This window comes from Azospirillum melinis (assembly GCF_013340935.1).
Classification (GTDB): Bacteria; Pseudomonadota; Alphaproteobacteria; order Azospirillales; family Azospirillaceae; genus Azospirillum; species Azospirillum melinis.
The window spans coordinates 1-14,474 of the sequence record NZ_WHOS01000061.1 but is presented as its reverse complement, the minus strand read 5'-3'; the positions used below and the strand labels follow the sequence as shown (position 1 = coordinate 14,474).

The 14,474-nt window shown below is 66.9% G+C and carries 14 protein-coding genes; 4 read left to right on the top strand and 10 right to left on the bottom strand.

All coding sequences use genetic code 11. The features are described 5' to 3' along the window. A complete protein-coding gene (locus tag GBZ48_RS29390; protein ID WP_174474255.1) occupies positions 1 to 504 on the bottom strand; it encodes a hypothetical protein in 504 nt (167 codons plus the stop codon). Positions 505 to 884: 380 nt separating this feature from the next. On the opposite strand from GBZ48_RS29390, the gene hutG reads away from it, so the two are divergent. Next, positions 885 to 1,709: an N-formylglutamate deformylase gene (gene hutG / locus GBZ48_RS29385; RefSeq protein ID WP_174474254.1), complete on the top strand. Its 825-nt coding sequence runs from the start codon at positions 885 to 887 to the stop codon at positions 1,707 to 1,709. Positions 1,710 to 1,817: 108 nt separating this feature from the next. On the opposite strand, the gene GBZ48_RS29380 is transcribed toward hutG, so the two are convergent. The 7 genes from GBZ48_RS29380 to GBZ48_RS29350 form a co-directional block, all read right to left on the bottom strand. Further along, complete coding sequence (locus GBZ48_RS29380) at positions 1,818 to 3,434, bottom strand: ATP-binding protein (protein WP_246307543.1); 1,617 nt, start codon at positions 3,432 to 3,434, stop codon at positions 1,818 to 1,820. A 534-nt stretch (positions 3,435 to 3,968) separates the two neighbouring features. Further along, positions 3,969 to 4,457 (bottom strand): MarR family winged helix-turn-helix transcriptional regulator, encoded by a 489-nt coding sequence (locus GBZ48_RS29375; RefSeq protein ID WP_109051694.1) that lies wholly within the window; start codon positions 4,455 to 4,457, stop codon positions 3,969 to 3,971. Positions 4,458 to 4,674: 217 nt separating this feature from the next. Beyond that, the gene (locus GBZ48_RS29370; RefSeq protein WP_174474253.1) at positions 4,675 to 5,454 is read right to left on the bottom strand and encodes an SDR family oxidoreductase; all 780 of its coding nucleotides are present in this window, start codon (positions 5,452 to 5,454) and stop codon (positions 4,675 to 4,677) included. Between the two features lie 23 nt (positions 5,455 to 5,477). Next, the gene (locus tag GBZ48_RS29365) at positions 5,478 to 6,200 is read right to left on the bottom strand and encodes an HdaA/DnaA family protein (protein WP_174474252.1); all 723 of its coding nucleotides are present in this window, start codon (positions 6,198 to 6,200) and stop codon (positions 5,478 to 5,480) included. A gap of 13 nt (positions 6,201 to 6,213) precedes the next feature. After that, positions 6,214 to 7,281, bottom strand: coding sequence for an AI-2E family transporter (locus GBZ48_RS29360; RefSeq protein WP_174474251.1), 1,068 nt, complete (start codon positions 7,279 to 7,281; stop codon positions 6,214 to 6,216). Continuing rightward, positions 7,278 to 7,838, bottom strand: coding sequence for a CDP-alcohol phosphatidyltransferase family protein (locus GBZ48_RS29355; protein WP_109051690.1), 561 nt, complete (start codon positions 7,836 to 7,838; stop codon positions 7,278 to 7,280). The genes GBZ48_RS29360 and GBZ48_RS29355 overlap by 4 nt, the downstream gene beginning before the upstream one ends. After that, on the bottom strand, positions 7,835 to 9,217 hold the full coding sequence (locus GBZ48_RS29350) for a DUF2066 domain-containing protein (RefSeq protein WP_174474250.1): 1,383 nt from the start codon (positions 9,215 to 9,217) through the stop codon (positions 7,835 to 7,837). Before GBZ48_RS29350 ends, GBZ48_RS29355 begins: the two co-directional genes overlap by 4 nt. A gap of 97 nt (positions 9,218 to 9,314) precedes the next feature. Here GBZ48_RS29350 and purM point away from each other — a divergent pair, with 97 nt between their 5' ends. The 3 genes from purM to GBZ48_RS29335 all read left to right on the top strand — a co-directional run bounded on the left by purM (position 9,315) and on the right by GBZ48_RS29335 (position 11,331). After that, on the top strand, positions 9,315 to 10,376 hold the full coding sequence (gene purM, locus GBZ48_RS29345; RefSeq protein WP_109051688.1) for a phosphoribosylformylglycinamidine cyclo-ligase: 1,062 nt from the start codon (positions 9,315 to 9,317) through the stop codon (positions 10,374 to 10,376). 21 nt (positions 10,377 to 10,397) lie between these two features. After that, positions 10,398 to 11,063, top strand: coding sequence for a phosphoribosylglycinamide formyltransferase (purN, locus tag GBZ48_RS29340; protein WP_174474249.1), 666 nt, complete (start codon positions 10,398 to 10,400; stop codon positions 11,061 to 11,063). 124 nt (positions 11,064 to 11,187) lie between these two features. Further along, a complete protein-coding gene (locus tag GBZ48_RS29335; RefSeq protein WP_109051686.1) occupies positions 11,188 to 11,331 on the top strand; it encodes an aa3-type cytochrome c oxidase subunit IV in 144 nt (47 codons plus the stop codon). 46 nt (positions 11,332 to 11,377) lie between these two features. On the opposite strand, the gene GBZ48_RS29330 is transcribed toward GBZ48_RS29335, so the two are convergent. Both GBZ48_RS29330 and GBZ48_RS29325 read right to left on the bottom strand, forming a co-directional pair. Next, complete coding sequence (locus tag GBZ48_RS29330) at positions 11,378 to 14,026, bottom strand: valine--tRNA ligase (RefSeq protein ID WP_174474248.1); 2,649 nt, start codon at positions 14,024 to 14,026, stop codon at positions 11,378 to 11,380. 66 nt (positions 14,027 to 14,092) lie between these two features. Next, positions 14,093 to 14,474, bottom strand: a 382-nt coding sequence (locus GBZ48_RS29325) for a DUF2497 domain-containing protein (RefSeq protein WP_174474247.1), incomplete at its 5' end; no start/stop codon positions are given.

The window sequence follows — 14,474 nt, the reverse complement described above, 5'->3', positions numbered from 1 at the left end:
TCAGGCCCAGCGCTGCTCGGCGCGGTCCAGGCGATAGAACAATCCCTCCTGCGGGCGCAGCCGCAAGGTTCCGGTCAGGGTCAGCGGTTCCCGCGTCGCCGGCAGGGCGATGGCGGTGTGGACATGCATCATGGTCGCCGGCCCTGGGCTTTCGCAGGCGGGACAGCCCATCGGATTGGCCGACAGGATGAAGCGGTTGTGGGCGGCGCCGTCGGTCAGCGGCACCATGAAGCCGCGCACGTTGACCGGCCGGCCGTCCAACGCCGACACCTTCACCGGAAATTGCGGATCGCCGGCCAGACCGCCCATCCGCACGGCGCCCAGGTCGCGCCAGATCGCCGTGGACTCGTCCAGCGGCAGATGAAAGGGGCCGGCGGGGTGGCTCGGCGCCTCCGGCGTTCCGGCAGCCCAAACGGCCCAGCCGGCGACGGGGGCGAGCGCAAGCGGCAACAAAATCTGGCGCCGGCCGGGCATGGCCGTGCCAAGACGGGTGGTGGTGGTCATGGTCGCTTCTCCCCTGCTGCGTTGCTTCGTCACCGGGGCTGCGAAATCGGGGCGCCGTGTGTTGTCGAAGTCTTTTGTCCGGTCGCCTGGGAACTATCCGAGGAACAGCTGTGTCCGGTGCGGGGCGATGCCTTCTGTTGGGCGGTCGCCGATTGCGCGAAAGTCTCCGGCAAGCGCAGTTCAAGGTCAACCGGCAATTCTGCCGGGCGCAGCAGGAAATGGAACGCGTAAGGATAGGTTTCCACCAACCCGGCATCCCCATCCTTTCAAAAAAACGCAATCTGTTTGACGGGGTGCGGCACCGCCCGTCATAGTCCCACCGCTGCCCCTGCCGCACTGCACACAGTGCGGCGCAAGCCGTTCCGATGACGAGACGAGCCATGGAAACCTTCCGCTTCCAGCCGGGCGAAACCCCGGTCCTGCTCAGCATTCCGCATGTCGGGACCATGATTCCGCCGGACATCGCCTCAGCGATGACGCCGGAGGGGCTGGCGCAGCCCGACGTCGACCGCCATCTGGACCGGTTGTACCACTTCGCCCCCGCGCTCGGAATCGGTTTCCTGACGGCGCTGTGCTCGCGTTATGTGGTGGACCTCAACCGCGATCCCGACGGCGTCTTGCCGCAGCCGGGGCAAGACCCCACCGAAATCTGCCCCCTGACGACGTTCGACCGCGCACCGATATATCGACCGGGACTGGAGCCCGACCGTGCTGAGATCGAGCGGCGGGTCGGCGCCTATTGGCGTCCGTATCATGAGCAGATGCGCAGCGAGCTGCGCGCCTTGCGCGACCGTTATGGCGTGGCGATCCTTTTCGACGCCCATTCGGTGCGCAGCACGGTTCCGCGCTTCTTCGACGGCACCCTGCCCGACTTCAACCTGGGCACCGGCGACGGCAGCAGCGCCGCCCAGCCGCTGGTCGTCCGGCTGATGAATGTGCTTTCGGCATCGGAGCGCTATTCAGCCGCGCTGAACGGCCGCCTGCGCGGCGGTTTCATCATCCGCAGCTATGGCCAGCCGGAAGAGAACATCCACGCCATCCAGCTTGAGCTGACCCAGTCCACCTATATGGAAGAGGACTCCCCTTATCACTTCCGCCCGACACTGGCGGCGGAGGTGAAGCCGTCGCTGGAGCGGCTGCTGAGCGTCGTGGTCGAATGGGCATGGCAGAAGGCCAGCGGCCAGCGGCGGGCGGCGTTTCTGTAACGCCCCACCGCCTGCCAAGAGACCCGCTGTGCAAAAGGGTCCACCATGAAAGAATGGCCCTCCCCCGTTGCCGGGGAAGGGCCGAAGGACGGCCTGATCGGGGATGGATCAGATCTGGCCGCGCTCGCTGGCCTGACGCATCAGGACATATTGGCGCATCATCTGGTTGCGGAAGCGGTAGCGCTCCAGTCCCGGCTCGACCACCGGGGCCAGGACGCCGCCATGGTCCTCCCGCGTCAGGCGCTTCAGCAGGTCGAGCGTCGAGGCGCTCGGCAGTTCTCCGCTGTCACCAGCCAGATCCTTGGGATCGAATACGCCATAGGCATCGGCCGGACACAGCGCCGCAGCCAGCAGCGCGTCCTCCAGTTCGGCCCGACGGTCGGCAGCCAGCGCACGGGCGTAGCTCTCGACAATGCCGCGCTCGGCTTCCTGCAGGCAGCGGGCGACGGCATAGGCCAGATCCGGCCGCTCTACCAGCTTGCTTCCGCGGCTGACGGCGCTACGCGCCGCATGCAGGCCGAGAAGCTGGGCGTAATAGGGCAGGCCACGCACGAACTCTGCGATCCGCCGCACCACGTCGGGGGCGAACTCGATGCCGGCATTCTGCGCACCGGCCTGGATCAGCCGGCCGATCTCCTGATCGGTCATCAACGGCAGATGAACCGGAACCAGCGACCGCTGGATCGACGGATGCTTGCCCAGAAGCTGGTCGAGATTCTCGGCGACGCCGACCACCAGCAGTGTGACCGGGATCGAGCTGTCGGTCAGGTTCTTGAACAGCTCCGCCAGCTTGTTGCGGAAATCCTCGTCCTGGACGCGGTCGTACTCGTCCAGGATCAGGAGGACATGGGTGGCGTGGATGCCCGACAGAACCTCGTTCAGCTCGGTGACGCTGAAGGTGCCGTCCGGCAGCAGCTCGTTCAGGCTGGCGAAGTTGCGCCGTGCCGCAAACGGATTGTCGAGAGCCGAACGGTAATAGGTCGACGGGATCTTCTTCAGGAAGTGCCTGAAGATGTCCTCGAAACTCAGTTCACCGCTGCAGGTCAGCTTCAGCGACAGATAGCCCGCCTGCCCGGCGATCTTCTCGATCGCATTGGCGACGGAGGTCTTTCCGCGGCCACGGTCGCCATAAAGGATGACGTGCGCCCGCTCCTCCTCGATGGCCGAGATGATGCGGCGCAGCGTGTCGTTGCGGCCGATGAACAGGCCGTTCAGCTGCTGCTTCGGCCGGGTCGGGGTGAAGGCTTCGCGCAGCAGGCCGTTCAGCTCCGGCGTCAGGCCCTTCAGCATGGCCGGCGCATTGGCACCCATGCCGCCACGATAGCCACCGTTGACGGACATGGTGAAACGCGGCAGGTCGTGCTCGCCCCCGGCATCCTGGCCGCCCGGCTGCGGGAACATGTGGCCGCGGCGGTCGCCGGTGGCCTCGTTGTCGATGATATCGGGCAGCCGCGGCGCTGCCGGACCGCGCATCGCTTCGAATCCGGCACGGACACCGATGCCGGTACCGATGCCGCTGCCCATGTTCCCGTCCACCGGACGCAGGTGAGCCCCACCGGGCCGGGCGAATCCCGGTCCATTGGAAAGGCCACCGGCCCCGGCATTGCCCATCCCAGGCCCTGCGACGCCGGGACCGCCCATGCCCGGTCCGCCGGTCAGCGGGTTCGAACCAAGGCCGCCACCGGTGATGCCCGGATTACCAAGGCCGCCACCGGCAGCCGGCATGCGCTCGTCGGCCACAGCGGCCGAACGACGCTTTCGAAAGAAATTCCGCATCCGTCCCAATCCCCACGCGTTGTCGGCGTTCGCGGAACCGCCCCCCTTTCGGCTTCTCGAATGGGCCAGGGACGGGTCCGCGTGTTCCCGATGTAAGCGCTGCGCCGGCCGGGGTGGGCTGGGATTTCGGATATAATACCGACGCGGCATTCCCCCTTTGGGGACCTCTTTCGAAGGGATGCGCCCCCGAAACCCTCGGGCGCATCCCGGCCATCCTCAGCCGATCAGTATCGGTCCGACCGTGGCCCAGCCGTAGAGCACAGCCAGGAAAAAGGCGAGGGTCATGCATTCGCGCAGGAAAGCCAGAACCGACATGCCAACCTCCGTTGTTCGCGTCTTGTTCTGATAGAGCTATCAGAACGGACGCAGAACGGCAACCGGTCAGTTCCATCTATGTTCCCGTTACGGACTCAGGTGTTCCATTCCGGACACAGATCGAACGGACAGGAGGTTGGAAAGTTACGTGTCGAATGCAGGATTCCGTCAGGCCGGATCGGCGTCGTCATATCGGATCAGGTCGGTCCAGGCGCGTTCCAGCCGGCGCAGCGTGCGATAGGTGGTTTCGAAGTCGGCACCGTCGCTGTCGGTCCGCAGCAGGGTGTCGGCGCGCGTCGCTTCCAGTTTCTTCAGCGCTTCGCAGGTGGCAAGCCCCTGGGCGGACAGCTTGAGCCGGGCAGCCCGCCGGTCGCGCTGGGACGGGCTGCGATCGACATAGCCCGCCTCCACCAGATGCTTCAGATTGTAGGACGCGTTGGAGCCCAGATAATAGCCGCGCTCCAGCAGGTCGCGGACCGACAGTTCCTCGGTGCCTATGTGCAGCAGCATCAGCGCCTGTGTCGGGCTGAGGTCGGTCACGCCGATGCGGGCCAGTTCCATCCGAAGCACGTCAAGGAAGCGCCGGGTAATGCTCTCCATGACGCGGCCAAGGTCGGTGTAGACCGCGGGGGCCGCCACACTCTGCTGCATGCTCATCGTTCCTGTGCCAGTGGCTCGCAAAAGCCGTTGTCCGGTCGCCGCGGCACTGCCGCGTTTTGCCGACCGGCGGACCGGGGAAGCGGCGTCCAAGCCGATGCTGGACCACCCCTTCCCGTCGCCGTTTCTTAATGGCCTGTGACGATGGGCGGATTTTATTGCGAATTGGAGAGACAAACTTGAGACGCGGCAGCGGCCCGTCTCCCGATACCGCAGGTTACATCGTGCCGGGGAAGGCTCCGCCATCCAAAAGGATGTTCTGCCCGGTCATGAAACCGGAGCTTGCTGCACAAAGAAAGGCACAGGCAGCCCCGAATTCCTCCGGATCGCCGAATCGGCCGGAGGGATTCGACTTGCGGCGCAGTTCCATCTCTTCGTCGATGCTGCGTCCGCCGGCCTTGGCACCGCCTTCCATCGTTTTGCGCAAGCGGTCGGTTTCGAAGGGGCCGGGCAGCAGGTTGTTGATGGTGACGTTGTGCTTCACCGTCTGGCGCGACAGGCCGGCGACGAAGCCGGTCAGACCGGTGCGGGCACCGTTCGACAAACCCAGAATCGGGATCGGCGCCTTCACCGCGGCCGAGGTGATGTTGACGATCCGGCCGAACCCCCGTGACATCATGCCGTCCACCGTCGCCTTGATCAGGAAGATCGGCGTCAGCATGTTGGCGTCCAGCGCGCGAATCCAATCCTCGCGGTCCCAGTCGTGGAAGTCGCCCGGCGGCGGGCCGCCGGCGTTGTTGATCAGGATGTCCGGCTCCGGGCAGGCGGCGAGCGCCGCGGCCCGCCCCTCCTCCGTCGAGATGTCTCCAGCGGCGGTGGTGACGGTGACGCCGGTCGCCTTGCGGATCTCCTCGGCGGTCGCCTCCAGCGCATCGGCGTTGCGGGCGGTCAGGGTGACATGCACGCCCTCGCGGGCCAACGCGAAGGCGCAGGCGCGGCCCAGCCCCTTGCTGGCGGCGCAGACGATGGCACGGCGGCCGGCGATACCCAAATCCATGGTCGTCTCTTCCCTTGTCGGTGTCAGAGGGTCGTTTTGGAACCGGATCGTTGCGGTTCCGTCCGTTGCAGTTCCGAAAGGACTTCCCGGGCCAACGGCACGGTCACGCCGCGATGGGCAGCCAGCGACGCATGGTCCAGCGCCGCCACCAGACGGCGGGCGAAATCGAGCGACCGCTCCATCCGCGCCAGCAGATAGGTGATGACCTCCATCCCCGGCCGCAACTGGCGGTCGGCGAACAGCTTGACCAGAACCGCGGCGAGCAGCGCGTCGTCGGGCGGCCGGACCTCGACCGCCGGCGCGCCCTTGATGCGCGACCGCAGATCGGGAAGCTTCGTCCGCCAGTGCGACGGCGCCTTGCGTGACAGCAGCAGCAGATGGCCCCGCTGTTCGCGGGCGAGGTTGTAGAGATGGAACAACGCCTGTTCCCGCTCCGGCTTTCCGGCAACCATGTCGGCATCCTCGACGACCACGGCATTGGCGGGGGCCAGCAGGGACGGCACCGTTGCCGACTCGAGGGCATCGCCGCGGGTCACCAGGGCATGGCTGCGGGCGCGCCAGACCTGGGACAGGTGGGTCTTGCCGCAGCCGGCGGGTCCGTACAGCGTCAGCGCCGGTGCCGGCCAGGACGGCCAGCGGTCCAGCCACGCCACGGCATCGGCGTTGCTGGGTGCGACAAGGAAGTCCTCGCAGCCCATCGCCGTCCGGTGCCCGAGGTCGAGCGGTATCTGCGCCGGCAAGCTCATGCGGACACACCCATCAGCGTTCCGCGTCAGTGCCGCGGTAGTACGGGCTCGAGAGATACTGTCGCAAGGCGAAGCGGGTCAACACGCCGATCACCGCAGCCACCGGAACCGCCAGCAGCACGCCGACAAATCCGAACAGGCTGCCTCCCGCCAGCAGGGCGAACATCACCCACACCGCATGCAGCCCTACCTTGTCGCCCACCAGCTTCGGCGTCAGGACATTGCCTTCCACCGCCTGCCCGAACAGGAAGATGCCGATGACGATGGCGACACGCCAGAACTCGTCGAACTGCAGCAGGGCAAGGCCGGTGCTGGCGAAGAAGCCGAACAGAGTGCCGACATAGGGGATGAAAGACAGGAGCCCGGCCATCAGGCCGATCACCAGCCCGAAATCCAGCCCCGCCGCCGACAGCGCCAGTGCATAGAAGACGCCGAGCACGACGCAGACTGTTGCCTGTCCGCGCACGAAACCGGACAAGGTGACGTTCACCTCTCGCGCCTGCTCGCGCACCGTCTCGACATGTTGGCGCGGCAGCCACGAATCGACCTTTCCCACCATCAGGTCCCAGTCGCGCATCATATAGAAGGCGACGACGGGGGTGATGAACATCAGGGTGACGATGTCGAACAACGCCAGCCCGCCCGACAGAATGCGTGTGACGACGCGCCCGACCAGCCCCGCCACCTCTCCGGCATAATTGCCGGCGGCAGCGCGCAGCCGCTCGACATCGTCGGCCGGCAGGCGGTGGATGAAGCGGTTCAGCGCCGGGATCAGCCGTTCCTTCGCCAGAGTCGCATAATTCGGCAGCACCTCCAGCAGATGGGAGACCTGCCCCTGCACCAGCGGCAGCAGAAGCAGCGCCATCAGCACCATGACCAGCACGAAGCCAAGCAGCACGAGCGTGGTGCCGAGCCAACGCGGCAGCCCCGCCGCCTCAAGCCTGTCTACCGCGGGGTCGAGCAGATAGGCGATGGCCAGCCCGACCACGAAGGGCAGCAGCATGTCAGCCAGCAGCCACAGCGCCAGAACGAACAGCCCCAAGCCGATCAGCCAGAAGCGGAGCTGCTTGGCCGGCGTCACGGAACGCCGCCGAGCCGGTTGAACAGCAGGGCGCCGCGCCGGGCGTACAGCACACCGGACAGCACCGTCGTCACCGTGCAGACGTACACCAGCACCTCGACCAGCTCCCAGCCATACAGGTGGATGTCCGGCAGCCCCAGGGCCGGCGGCGCCAGCACGGCGGCGGCCAGCGCGATCTGCACCACCGTGTTCACCTTGCTGATGTAGAGCGGCTGCATCGCCAGCGTCTCCTTCAGCGTGAACAGCAGGATGACGCCGCCGATGATCATGATGTCGCGGAACACCACCATCATAGCCAGCCACAACGGGATGGTGCCGACCCAGGCCAGGGCGATGTACACCCCGACGATCAGCGCCTTGTCGGCCAGCGGATCGAGATAGCCGCCGAGCACCGTACGCGCGCGGAACATGCGGGCGATGGCGCCGTCCAGCGCATCGGACAGGCCGGCGGCGACGAAGAGGGCGAAGGCCCACTCCATCCTGCCGGTGAGGATCATGTACATCGCGGCCGGAACCGCCACGATGCGCAGGAACGTGATGATGTTGGGTACGCTCACGGCGCGCTCTTCGCCGGCAGCGTTCCCAGGTTGCGCGGCGGGGCGCCCATCGTGCCCACGGCACCCGCATCCATCGGCGCCGACGGCGCCAGAGACGTCGGGGAGGCCATCGGCGAAGCCGCGGACGGAACGGCACCGGCCGACGCGGCACCCGACCCGCGCGGCAGCAGCGTCAGTTGCCAGTCAGCCGAGGGAACCGGCAGCGCGGGGTAACCGGCGGCAACAGGGGCGGCGACGGGCGGCGCGGCATGCGTGAACCCCAGATCCTGGCGGGCGAGCGCCTGGGCCAGTTGCTCCGGCGCACCGCGATAGGTCAAGGTGACCAGCGCCTCGCTGCGGGTGATCGACATCAGGGTGTTGCGGGTCACCGCATTGACGGCGGACAGCCGCTTGCGCGTTTCCACCCAGTCGTTCACCGCGGTCAGCGGCACGCGGACGAGGGTGTTCTGCTCCGGCCCGGTGGCAGTGGTGTGCTCGCGCTTCCACGAATCGTCGACCTGGGTGCCGACCGACGCGACGGCGCGGTTCAGCAGCTCGTCGGCGGTGCCGCCGCCCTTGACCTGCACCGTCTGGTTCTCGCGCGTGCCGTCAAGCCCGTAGCGCGTGACGTCGACCGTCAGGCCGCGGGCCGGATCGGGGCCGTTGGCCGGAAGATCGGTGCGGGCGACGACCACTCCGCCGGCCTTGTAGGCCTGGGCGATGCGGGCAAGCGCGTCGGCATTGCCGGCGACGGCATCCTCGCCGCTGATCGCCTGGGCATCGGACAGTTCTCCGTCCGGCACCACCAGCGGCACCAGCGAGGCGGCGGGCTGCCGCGCCTCCCAGGCCGCGCGCCAGGGGGTGCGGTCCTGCCACAGGATGGTGCGCCCGTCAGTCAGCGTCACCGGCAGGATGACGAAGGGCCGCGACGGCGGCTCCACATACTGGGCGGCACCGCCGCTCTGCCCGAGGGCATCGCGCACCGCATTGGGCCGGAACCGCACGGTGATGGCACCGACATAGCGGCTGGCCGACACCTTCTCCTCGTCGATCTCGAAGCCCTGGACCAGCTTGGCGATCTCGCCGTCGGACAGGCGCGGAGGGTTGCCGCCGCCGGGAACGAGCCGGCGGTACAGCTCCGCCCAGGCCTTGGCCTGCGCCTCGCGGATCGCCTGATCGCGTACGGTGGTCGGATTGCTGCCGTTGATGTCGACCCGGACGCCGGACACCGCGAAGGGGTCTGCAGCGGACGGGGCGGCGGCAGCGGAGGTGGCGGCGGAGACGGCGGCCGGCGGCGGAGAACCGGTCTGCGCCCCGGCCGGCCCGGTCATCGACACGACCAGAGCGGTGGACATGGCAGCAAGACCGGCGAGGAGCGGCGCGCGGCGGCGGTGGAGCATTGCAAAGCCTTCCGATTCGAGTATGTTCGGCCCGAGCCCAAGGCCCGGTATATAGCTCAGCCCAAGCGAGGATACCATCAGCACCCAGTCCTATAACATGTCCGACGCCTACAAGCAGGCCGGTGTGGACATCGATGCGGGCAACGCGCTTGTCGAAGCGATCAAGCCGCTTGCCCGCTCCACCGCGCGTTCAGGCTCCGACGCGGGCCTGGGCGGTTTTGGCGCGCTGTTCGATCTGCGCGCCGCCGGCTACCAGGATCCGCTTCTGGTCGCGACGACCGATGGTGTCGGCACCAAGCTGAAGGTGGCGATTCTCGCCAACCGCCACGACACGGTCGGCATCGACCTCGTCGCCATGTGCGTCAACGATCTGGTGGTGCAGGGCGCCGAGCCGCTGCTGTTCCTGGATTACTACGCCACCGGCAAGCTCGACGTGGCCGCCGGCCGCGACATCGTCGCCGGCATCGCCGAAGGCTGCCGTCAGGCCGGCTGCGCGCTGGTCGGCGGCGAGACCGCCGAGATGCCCGGCATGTATTCCGAGGGCGATTACGACCTCGCCGGCTTCTCCGTCGGTGCTGTGGAACGCCAGCATGCCCTGACCGGCTCCGCCGTGCAGGCCGGCGACGTGGTTCTCGGCCTCGCCTCCACCGGCGTGCATTCCAACGGCTATTCGCTGGTGCGCAAGCTGGTCGAGAAGTCGGGCCTCGGCTACGACTCCGCCTGCCCGTGGGATGCCTCGAAGACGCTGGGCGAAGCCCTGCTGACCCCGACCCGCATCTATGTGAAGAGCACGCTGAAGGCGGTGCGCGCCGGCACGGTTCGTGCCATGGCCCACATCACCGGCGGCGGCCTGATCGAGAACATTCCGCGCGTCCTGCCGGACGGGCTGGGTGTCGTTCTCGACGCCTCGGCCTGGACCCTGCCCCCCGTCTTCTCCTGGCTGATGAAGACCGGCGGCATCGCTCCGTACGAGATGGCGCGCACCTTCAACGTCGGCCTCGGCATGGTCGTCGTGGTTCCCGCCGACAAGGCGGCCGAGGCCATCGACATCCTGCGCGAGGGCGGCGAGACGGTCTTTACCGTCGGCACCGTCACCGCTCTGAAGGACGGCGACGCCCGCGTGACCGTCACTGGCATGGACGCGGCCTGGACCGCGTAAGGGACGCCTAAGGATTTGTTGATGAGCAAGTTGAAGCTCGGCGTCCTGATCTCGGGGCGCGGCAGCAATCTGCAGGCGTTGATCGACGCCTGCGCCGCGCCGGGTTTCCCGGCCGAGATCGCGCTTGTGCTGTCCAACAAGGCCGATGCCTTCGGCCTTGAACGTGCATCCGGCGCCGGGATCGCCACCACAGTGGTCGACCACCGCGACTATCCCGGCAACAAGCCGGCCTTCGAGGCGGCGATGGATGCCGCTCTGCGCGAGGCTGGTGTCCAATTGGTCTGCCTTGCCGGCTTCATGCGCCTGCTGTCGCCCTGGTTCGTCGGGCAATGGCACAATGCGCTCATCAACATCCACCCGTCCCTGCTGCCTTCCTTCAAGGGCCTGGACACCCATGAGCGGGCGCTGGCTGCCGGCGTCCGCTTCCATGGCTGCACCGTGCATTATGTGCGTCCGGAAATGGACGAGGGTCCGATCATCGCCCAGGCGGCGGTACCGGTCCTGCCCGGCGACGACGGCCACAGCCTGGCCGACCGCGTCCTTTTGTCGGAACACAGGCTCTATCCGCATGCCGTCCGCCTGATCGCCGAAGGCCGTGCCCGAGTCGATGGCGATCTGGTGCGGATCGACGGTCCGGTTCCGGACCTCGCGGCCCTGGTGAACCCGCCACTGAACCCGCCACTCTAGGGGCCCGTCCCTTCCGATCACCACCCTTCCGGCATGGTTGACGGTTCCACTCGGAATCTGTTGCGTTTCTGTGCATCCGCGTCAAAATTTGCGGGCAAAAGAAACTGTTGGAGGGTTGATCGATATGGCGGCCGTGAGTCCCAACCCGGTCAGTGCGGAGACCGTCCGCTCACATCAGGCGACATGGATCGCCTTCACCAAATTCATGAAGCTCAGCATCGCCGGGGTCATCGCGGTGCTGGTGCTGCTGGCGATCTTCACGCTGTAGCGGACGGATGGGAAGGGGGCCTGTAACGAAGCCCCCTCCCCACACATCAGCCGGCCAGCATCTCCAGCGCCTTCTGCAGCTTGTCGCGGGCCTGATCGGCGGCCTCGCGGCGGTCGCGCTGCTCCTCGATCACTTCTTCCGGAGCCTTGGCGACGAACTGCTCGTTCGACAGCTTGGCGTCGATCTTCTTGATCTCGCCGCTCAGCTTGTCGATCTCCTTGGACAGGCGCGCCTTCTCCTTGTCGAGATCGACGATGCCTTCCAGGGGCAGAACCAGCGTCGTCTCGTCCAGCACCGCCTGGACGCTGCTCTTCGGCACATCGCCCTGGAGCGGCTCTACGCTCGACAGCCGCGCCATGCGCAGGATCAGGTCGCGGTGGGTGTCCAGCCGCGTGAGGCTGACCGGGTTCGGATCCTTCAGCTTCAGCTCGATCTGCGCCGCCGGCGGGACGTTCATCTCCGACCGCATGGAGCGGACCGAGGTGATCAGCCGCACAACCCAATCCATCTCGTCGCGCGACGCCGGATCGACGCTGTCGGCGGCGAACTCCGGCCATTCAGCCGAGATCAGCCGGTTGGCGCGGGCCGGCGACAGCTGCTCCCACAGCTCTTCGGTGATGAAGGGCATCAGCGGATGCAGGATGTGCAGGATCTGGTCGAGCACCCAGGCGGTGGTCGCCCGCGTTTCCGCCTTCGCCGCCTCGTCGGTGCCGGCGAGGATCGGCTTGGTGAACTCCATGTACCAGTCGCAGAAGGTGCCCCAGGTGAACTGGTAGGCGGCACCGGCGGCCTCGTTGAACTTGTAGGCGTCGATCGATTCGGCGACCTTCTTCGCCGCATCGGCCAGCGCGCCGACGATCCAGCGGTTGACCGTCTGCGTCAGCCCGACCGGCTTGTAGCCGGCGACCGGATCGCAGCCGTTCATCTGGCAGTAGCGGGCGGCGTTCCACAGCTTGGTGGCGAAGTTGCGGTAGCCCTCGACCCGGTTCACCGCCAGCTTGATGTCGCGGCCCTGCGCGGCCATCGCCGACAGGGTGAAGCGCAGCGCATCGGTGCCGTACTGGTCGATGATCTCCAGCGGATCGATGACGTTGCCCTTCGACTTCGACATCTTCTGGCCCTTCTCGTCGCGGACAAGGGCGTGGATGTAGACGGTGCGGAAAGGCACGTCCTTCATGAAGTGCAGGCCCATCATCATCATCCGGGCGACCCAGAAGAAGATGATGTCGAAGCCGGTCACCAGCACGTCGGTCGGGTAGTAGCGGTCCAGCTCAGGCGTCTGGTCCGGCCAGCCAAGCGTCGAGAAGGGCCACAGCGCCGACGAGAACCACGTGTCCAGCACGTCGGCATCGCGCGTCAGCTCGACATCGCTGCCGTAATGCGCCTTCGCAGCAGCGCGCGCCTCCTCCTCGGTCTCCTCGACGAAGAAGATGCCGTCCGGACCGTACCAGGCCGGGATCTGATGCCCCCACCAGATCTGGCGGCTGATGCACCATGGCTGGATGTTGCGCATCCATTCGAAATAGGTGTTCTCCCACTGCTTGGGCACGAACACCGTCTTGCCGGTCTCCACCGCCTCGATGGCAGGCTTCGCCAGGGTCGCGGCATCGACATACCACTGGTCGGTCAGCCACGGCTCGATGGCGACGCCGGAGCGGTCACCGTGCGGGACCATGTGGGTGTGCGGCTCGATCTTCTCCAGAAGCTCCAGCGCTTCAAGTTCGGCAACAACCTTCTTGCGCGCCTCGTAACGGTCCAGCCCGCGGTAGGCCTCGGGAACATTGTCGTTCAGCCGGGCATCGCGATCCATGATGTTGATCTGTTCGAGCCCGCAGCGCTTCCCGACCTCGAAGTCGTTGAAGTCGTGGGCCGGCGTGATCTTCACCGCACCCGAGCCGGTCTCCGGATCGGCATATTCGTCGCCGACGATGGGGATCAGGCGGCCGACCAGCGGCAGGCGGACCATCTTGCCGATCAGGTCCTTGTAGCGCTCATCCTCCGGATGCACCGCCACGCCGGTGTCGCCCAGCATGGTTTCCGGACGGGTGGTGGCGACCACGATGAAGCGCCCCTCCTCCCCGTCGATGGGGTAGCGGAAGTGCCAGAGGTTGCCCTTGATCTCCTTCTGCTCGACCTCGAGGTCGGAGATCGCGGTGTGCAGCTTCGGGTCCCAGTTGACCAGCCGCTTGTCCTTGTAGATCAGCCCCTGGCGGTGCAGTTCGACGAACACCTTGCGGACGGCCCGGCTCAGCCCCTCGTCCATGGTGAAGCGTTCGCGCGGCCAGTCGGGCGAGGCGCCCAGACGGCGCAGCTGACGGGTGATGGTGCCGCCCGATTCGGCCTTCCACTCCCACACTTTGTCGATGAAGGCGTCGCGGCCGAAATCGTGGCGGGTCTTGCCGTCCTTCGCCAGATTGCGCTCCACCACCATCTGGGTGGCGATGCCGGCATGGTCGGTGCCGGGCTGCCACAGGGCGTCGCGGCCGCGCATGCGGTTGTAGCGGGTCAGCACGTCCTGGATGGTGAAGGTCAGCGCATGGCCCATGTGCAGGCTGCCGGTGACGTTCGGCGGCGGCATCATGATGGTGTAGGGCTTGCCGTTCCCCTGCGGCTGAGCGGCAAAGGCGCCGGACTCTTCCCACAGGCGGTAGTGCTTCTCCTCGACCTCGGCGGGCCGGTACGTCTTTTCCAACATCACCACGAACTTTCGCTAGAAACGTCTCAACCAAGGATCAAAAAAGCGGGTCTCGGGAAGACAGGATCAGAATTTCTGCGACCGCCGGATCATGCGGTCGATCTCCTGCTGGACCAGCCGCTCGACCACCGTCGGCAGATTCTCGTCCAGCCATTCCTTCAACAGCGGCTTCAGCAGTTCGCGCACGACCTCTTCCACCGTGCGGATGCCGATGGGCATCGGGCCGATGGACAGGTCGTCGCCCAGCTCACGCGCCAGATGGGTCAGGTGGTGCGAGGCATCCTCCGCCGTCCGGCGGGAGATCAGCCCGGCATCCGGATCGACCGCGCGGCGGCGCGGCCGCGGCGGGGGGGGCGGCTCGTCATCCTCGAAATCGTCGAAGGCCGGCATCGGCCGCCGGGCGGCGGGACGCGGCGGCGGCATCGGTTCGGGATCCGGCTCCTCCCAG

Bases quoted from the DNA above. Each gene is read 5' to 3' on its own strand.
- purN (WP_174474249.1), top strand. From the start codon at position 10,398: ATGAGCAAGTTGAAGCTCGGCGTCCTGATCTCGGGGCGCGGCAGCAAT.
- GBZ48_RS29365 (WP_174474252.1), bottom strand. From the start codon at position 6,200: ATGAGCTTGCCGGCGCAGATACCGCTCGACCTCGGGCACCGGACGGCG.
- GBZ48_RS29390 (WP_174474255.1), bottom strand. From the start codon at position 504: ATGACCACCACCACCCGTCTTGGCACGGCCATGCCCGGCCGGCGCCAG.
- GBZ48_RS29370 (WP_174474253.1), bottom strand. From the start codon at position 5,454: ATGGATTTGGGTATCGCCGGCCGCCGTGCCATCGTCTGCGCCGCCAGC.
- GBZ48_RS29375 (WP_109051694.1), bottom strand. From the start codon at position 4,457: ATGAGCATGCAGCAGAGTGTGGCGGCCCCCGCGGTCTACACCGACCTT.
- hutG (WP_174474254.1), top strand. From the start codon at position 885: ATGGAAACCTTCCGCTTCCAGCCGGGCGAAACCCCGGTCCTGCTCAGC.
- GBZ48_RS29335 (WP_109051686.1), top strand. From the start codon at position 11,188: ATGGCGGCCGTGAGTCCCAACCCGGTCAGTGCGGAGACCGTCCGCTCA.
- GBZ48_RS29330 (WP_174474248.1), bottom strand. From the start codon at position 14,026: ATGTTGGAAAAGACGTACCGGCCCGCCGAGGTCGAGGAGAAGCACTAC.
- GBZ48_RS29350 (WP_174474250.1), bottom strand. From the start codon at position 9,217: ATGCTCCACCGCCGCCGCGCGCCGCTCCTCGCCGGTCTTGCTGCCATG.
- purM (WP_109051688.1), top strand. From the start codon at position 9,315: ATGTCCGACGCCTACAAGCAGGCCGGTGTGGACATCGATGCGGGCAAC.
- GBZ48_RS29380 (WP_246307543.1), bottom strand. From the start codon at position 3,434: ATGCCGGCTGCCGGTGGCGGCCTTGGTAATCCGGGCATCACCGGTGGC.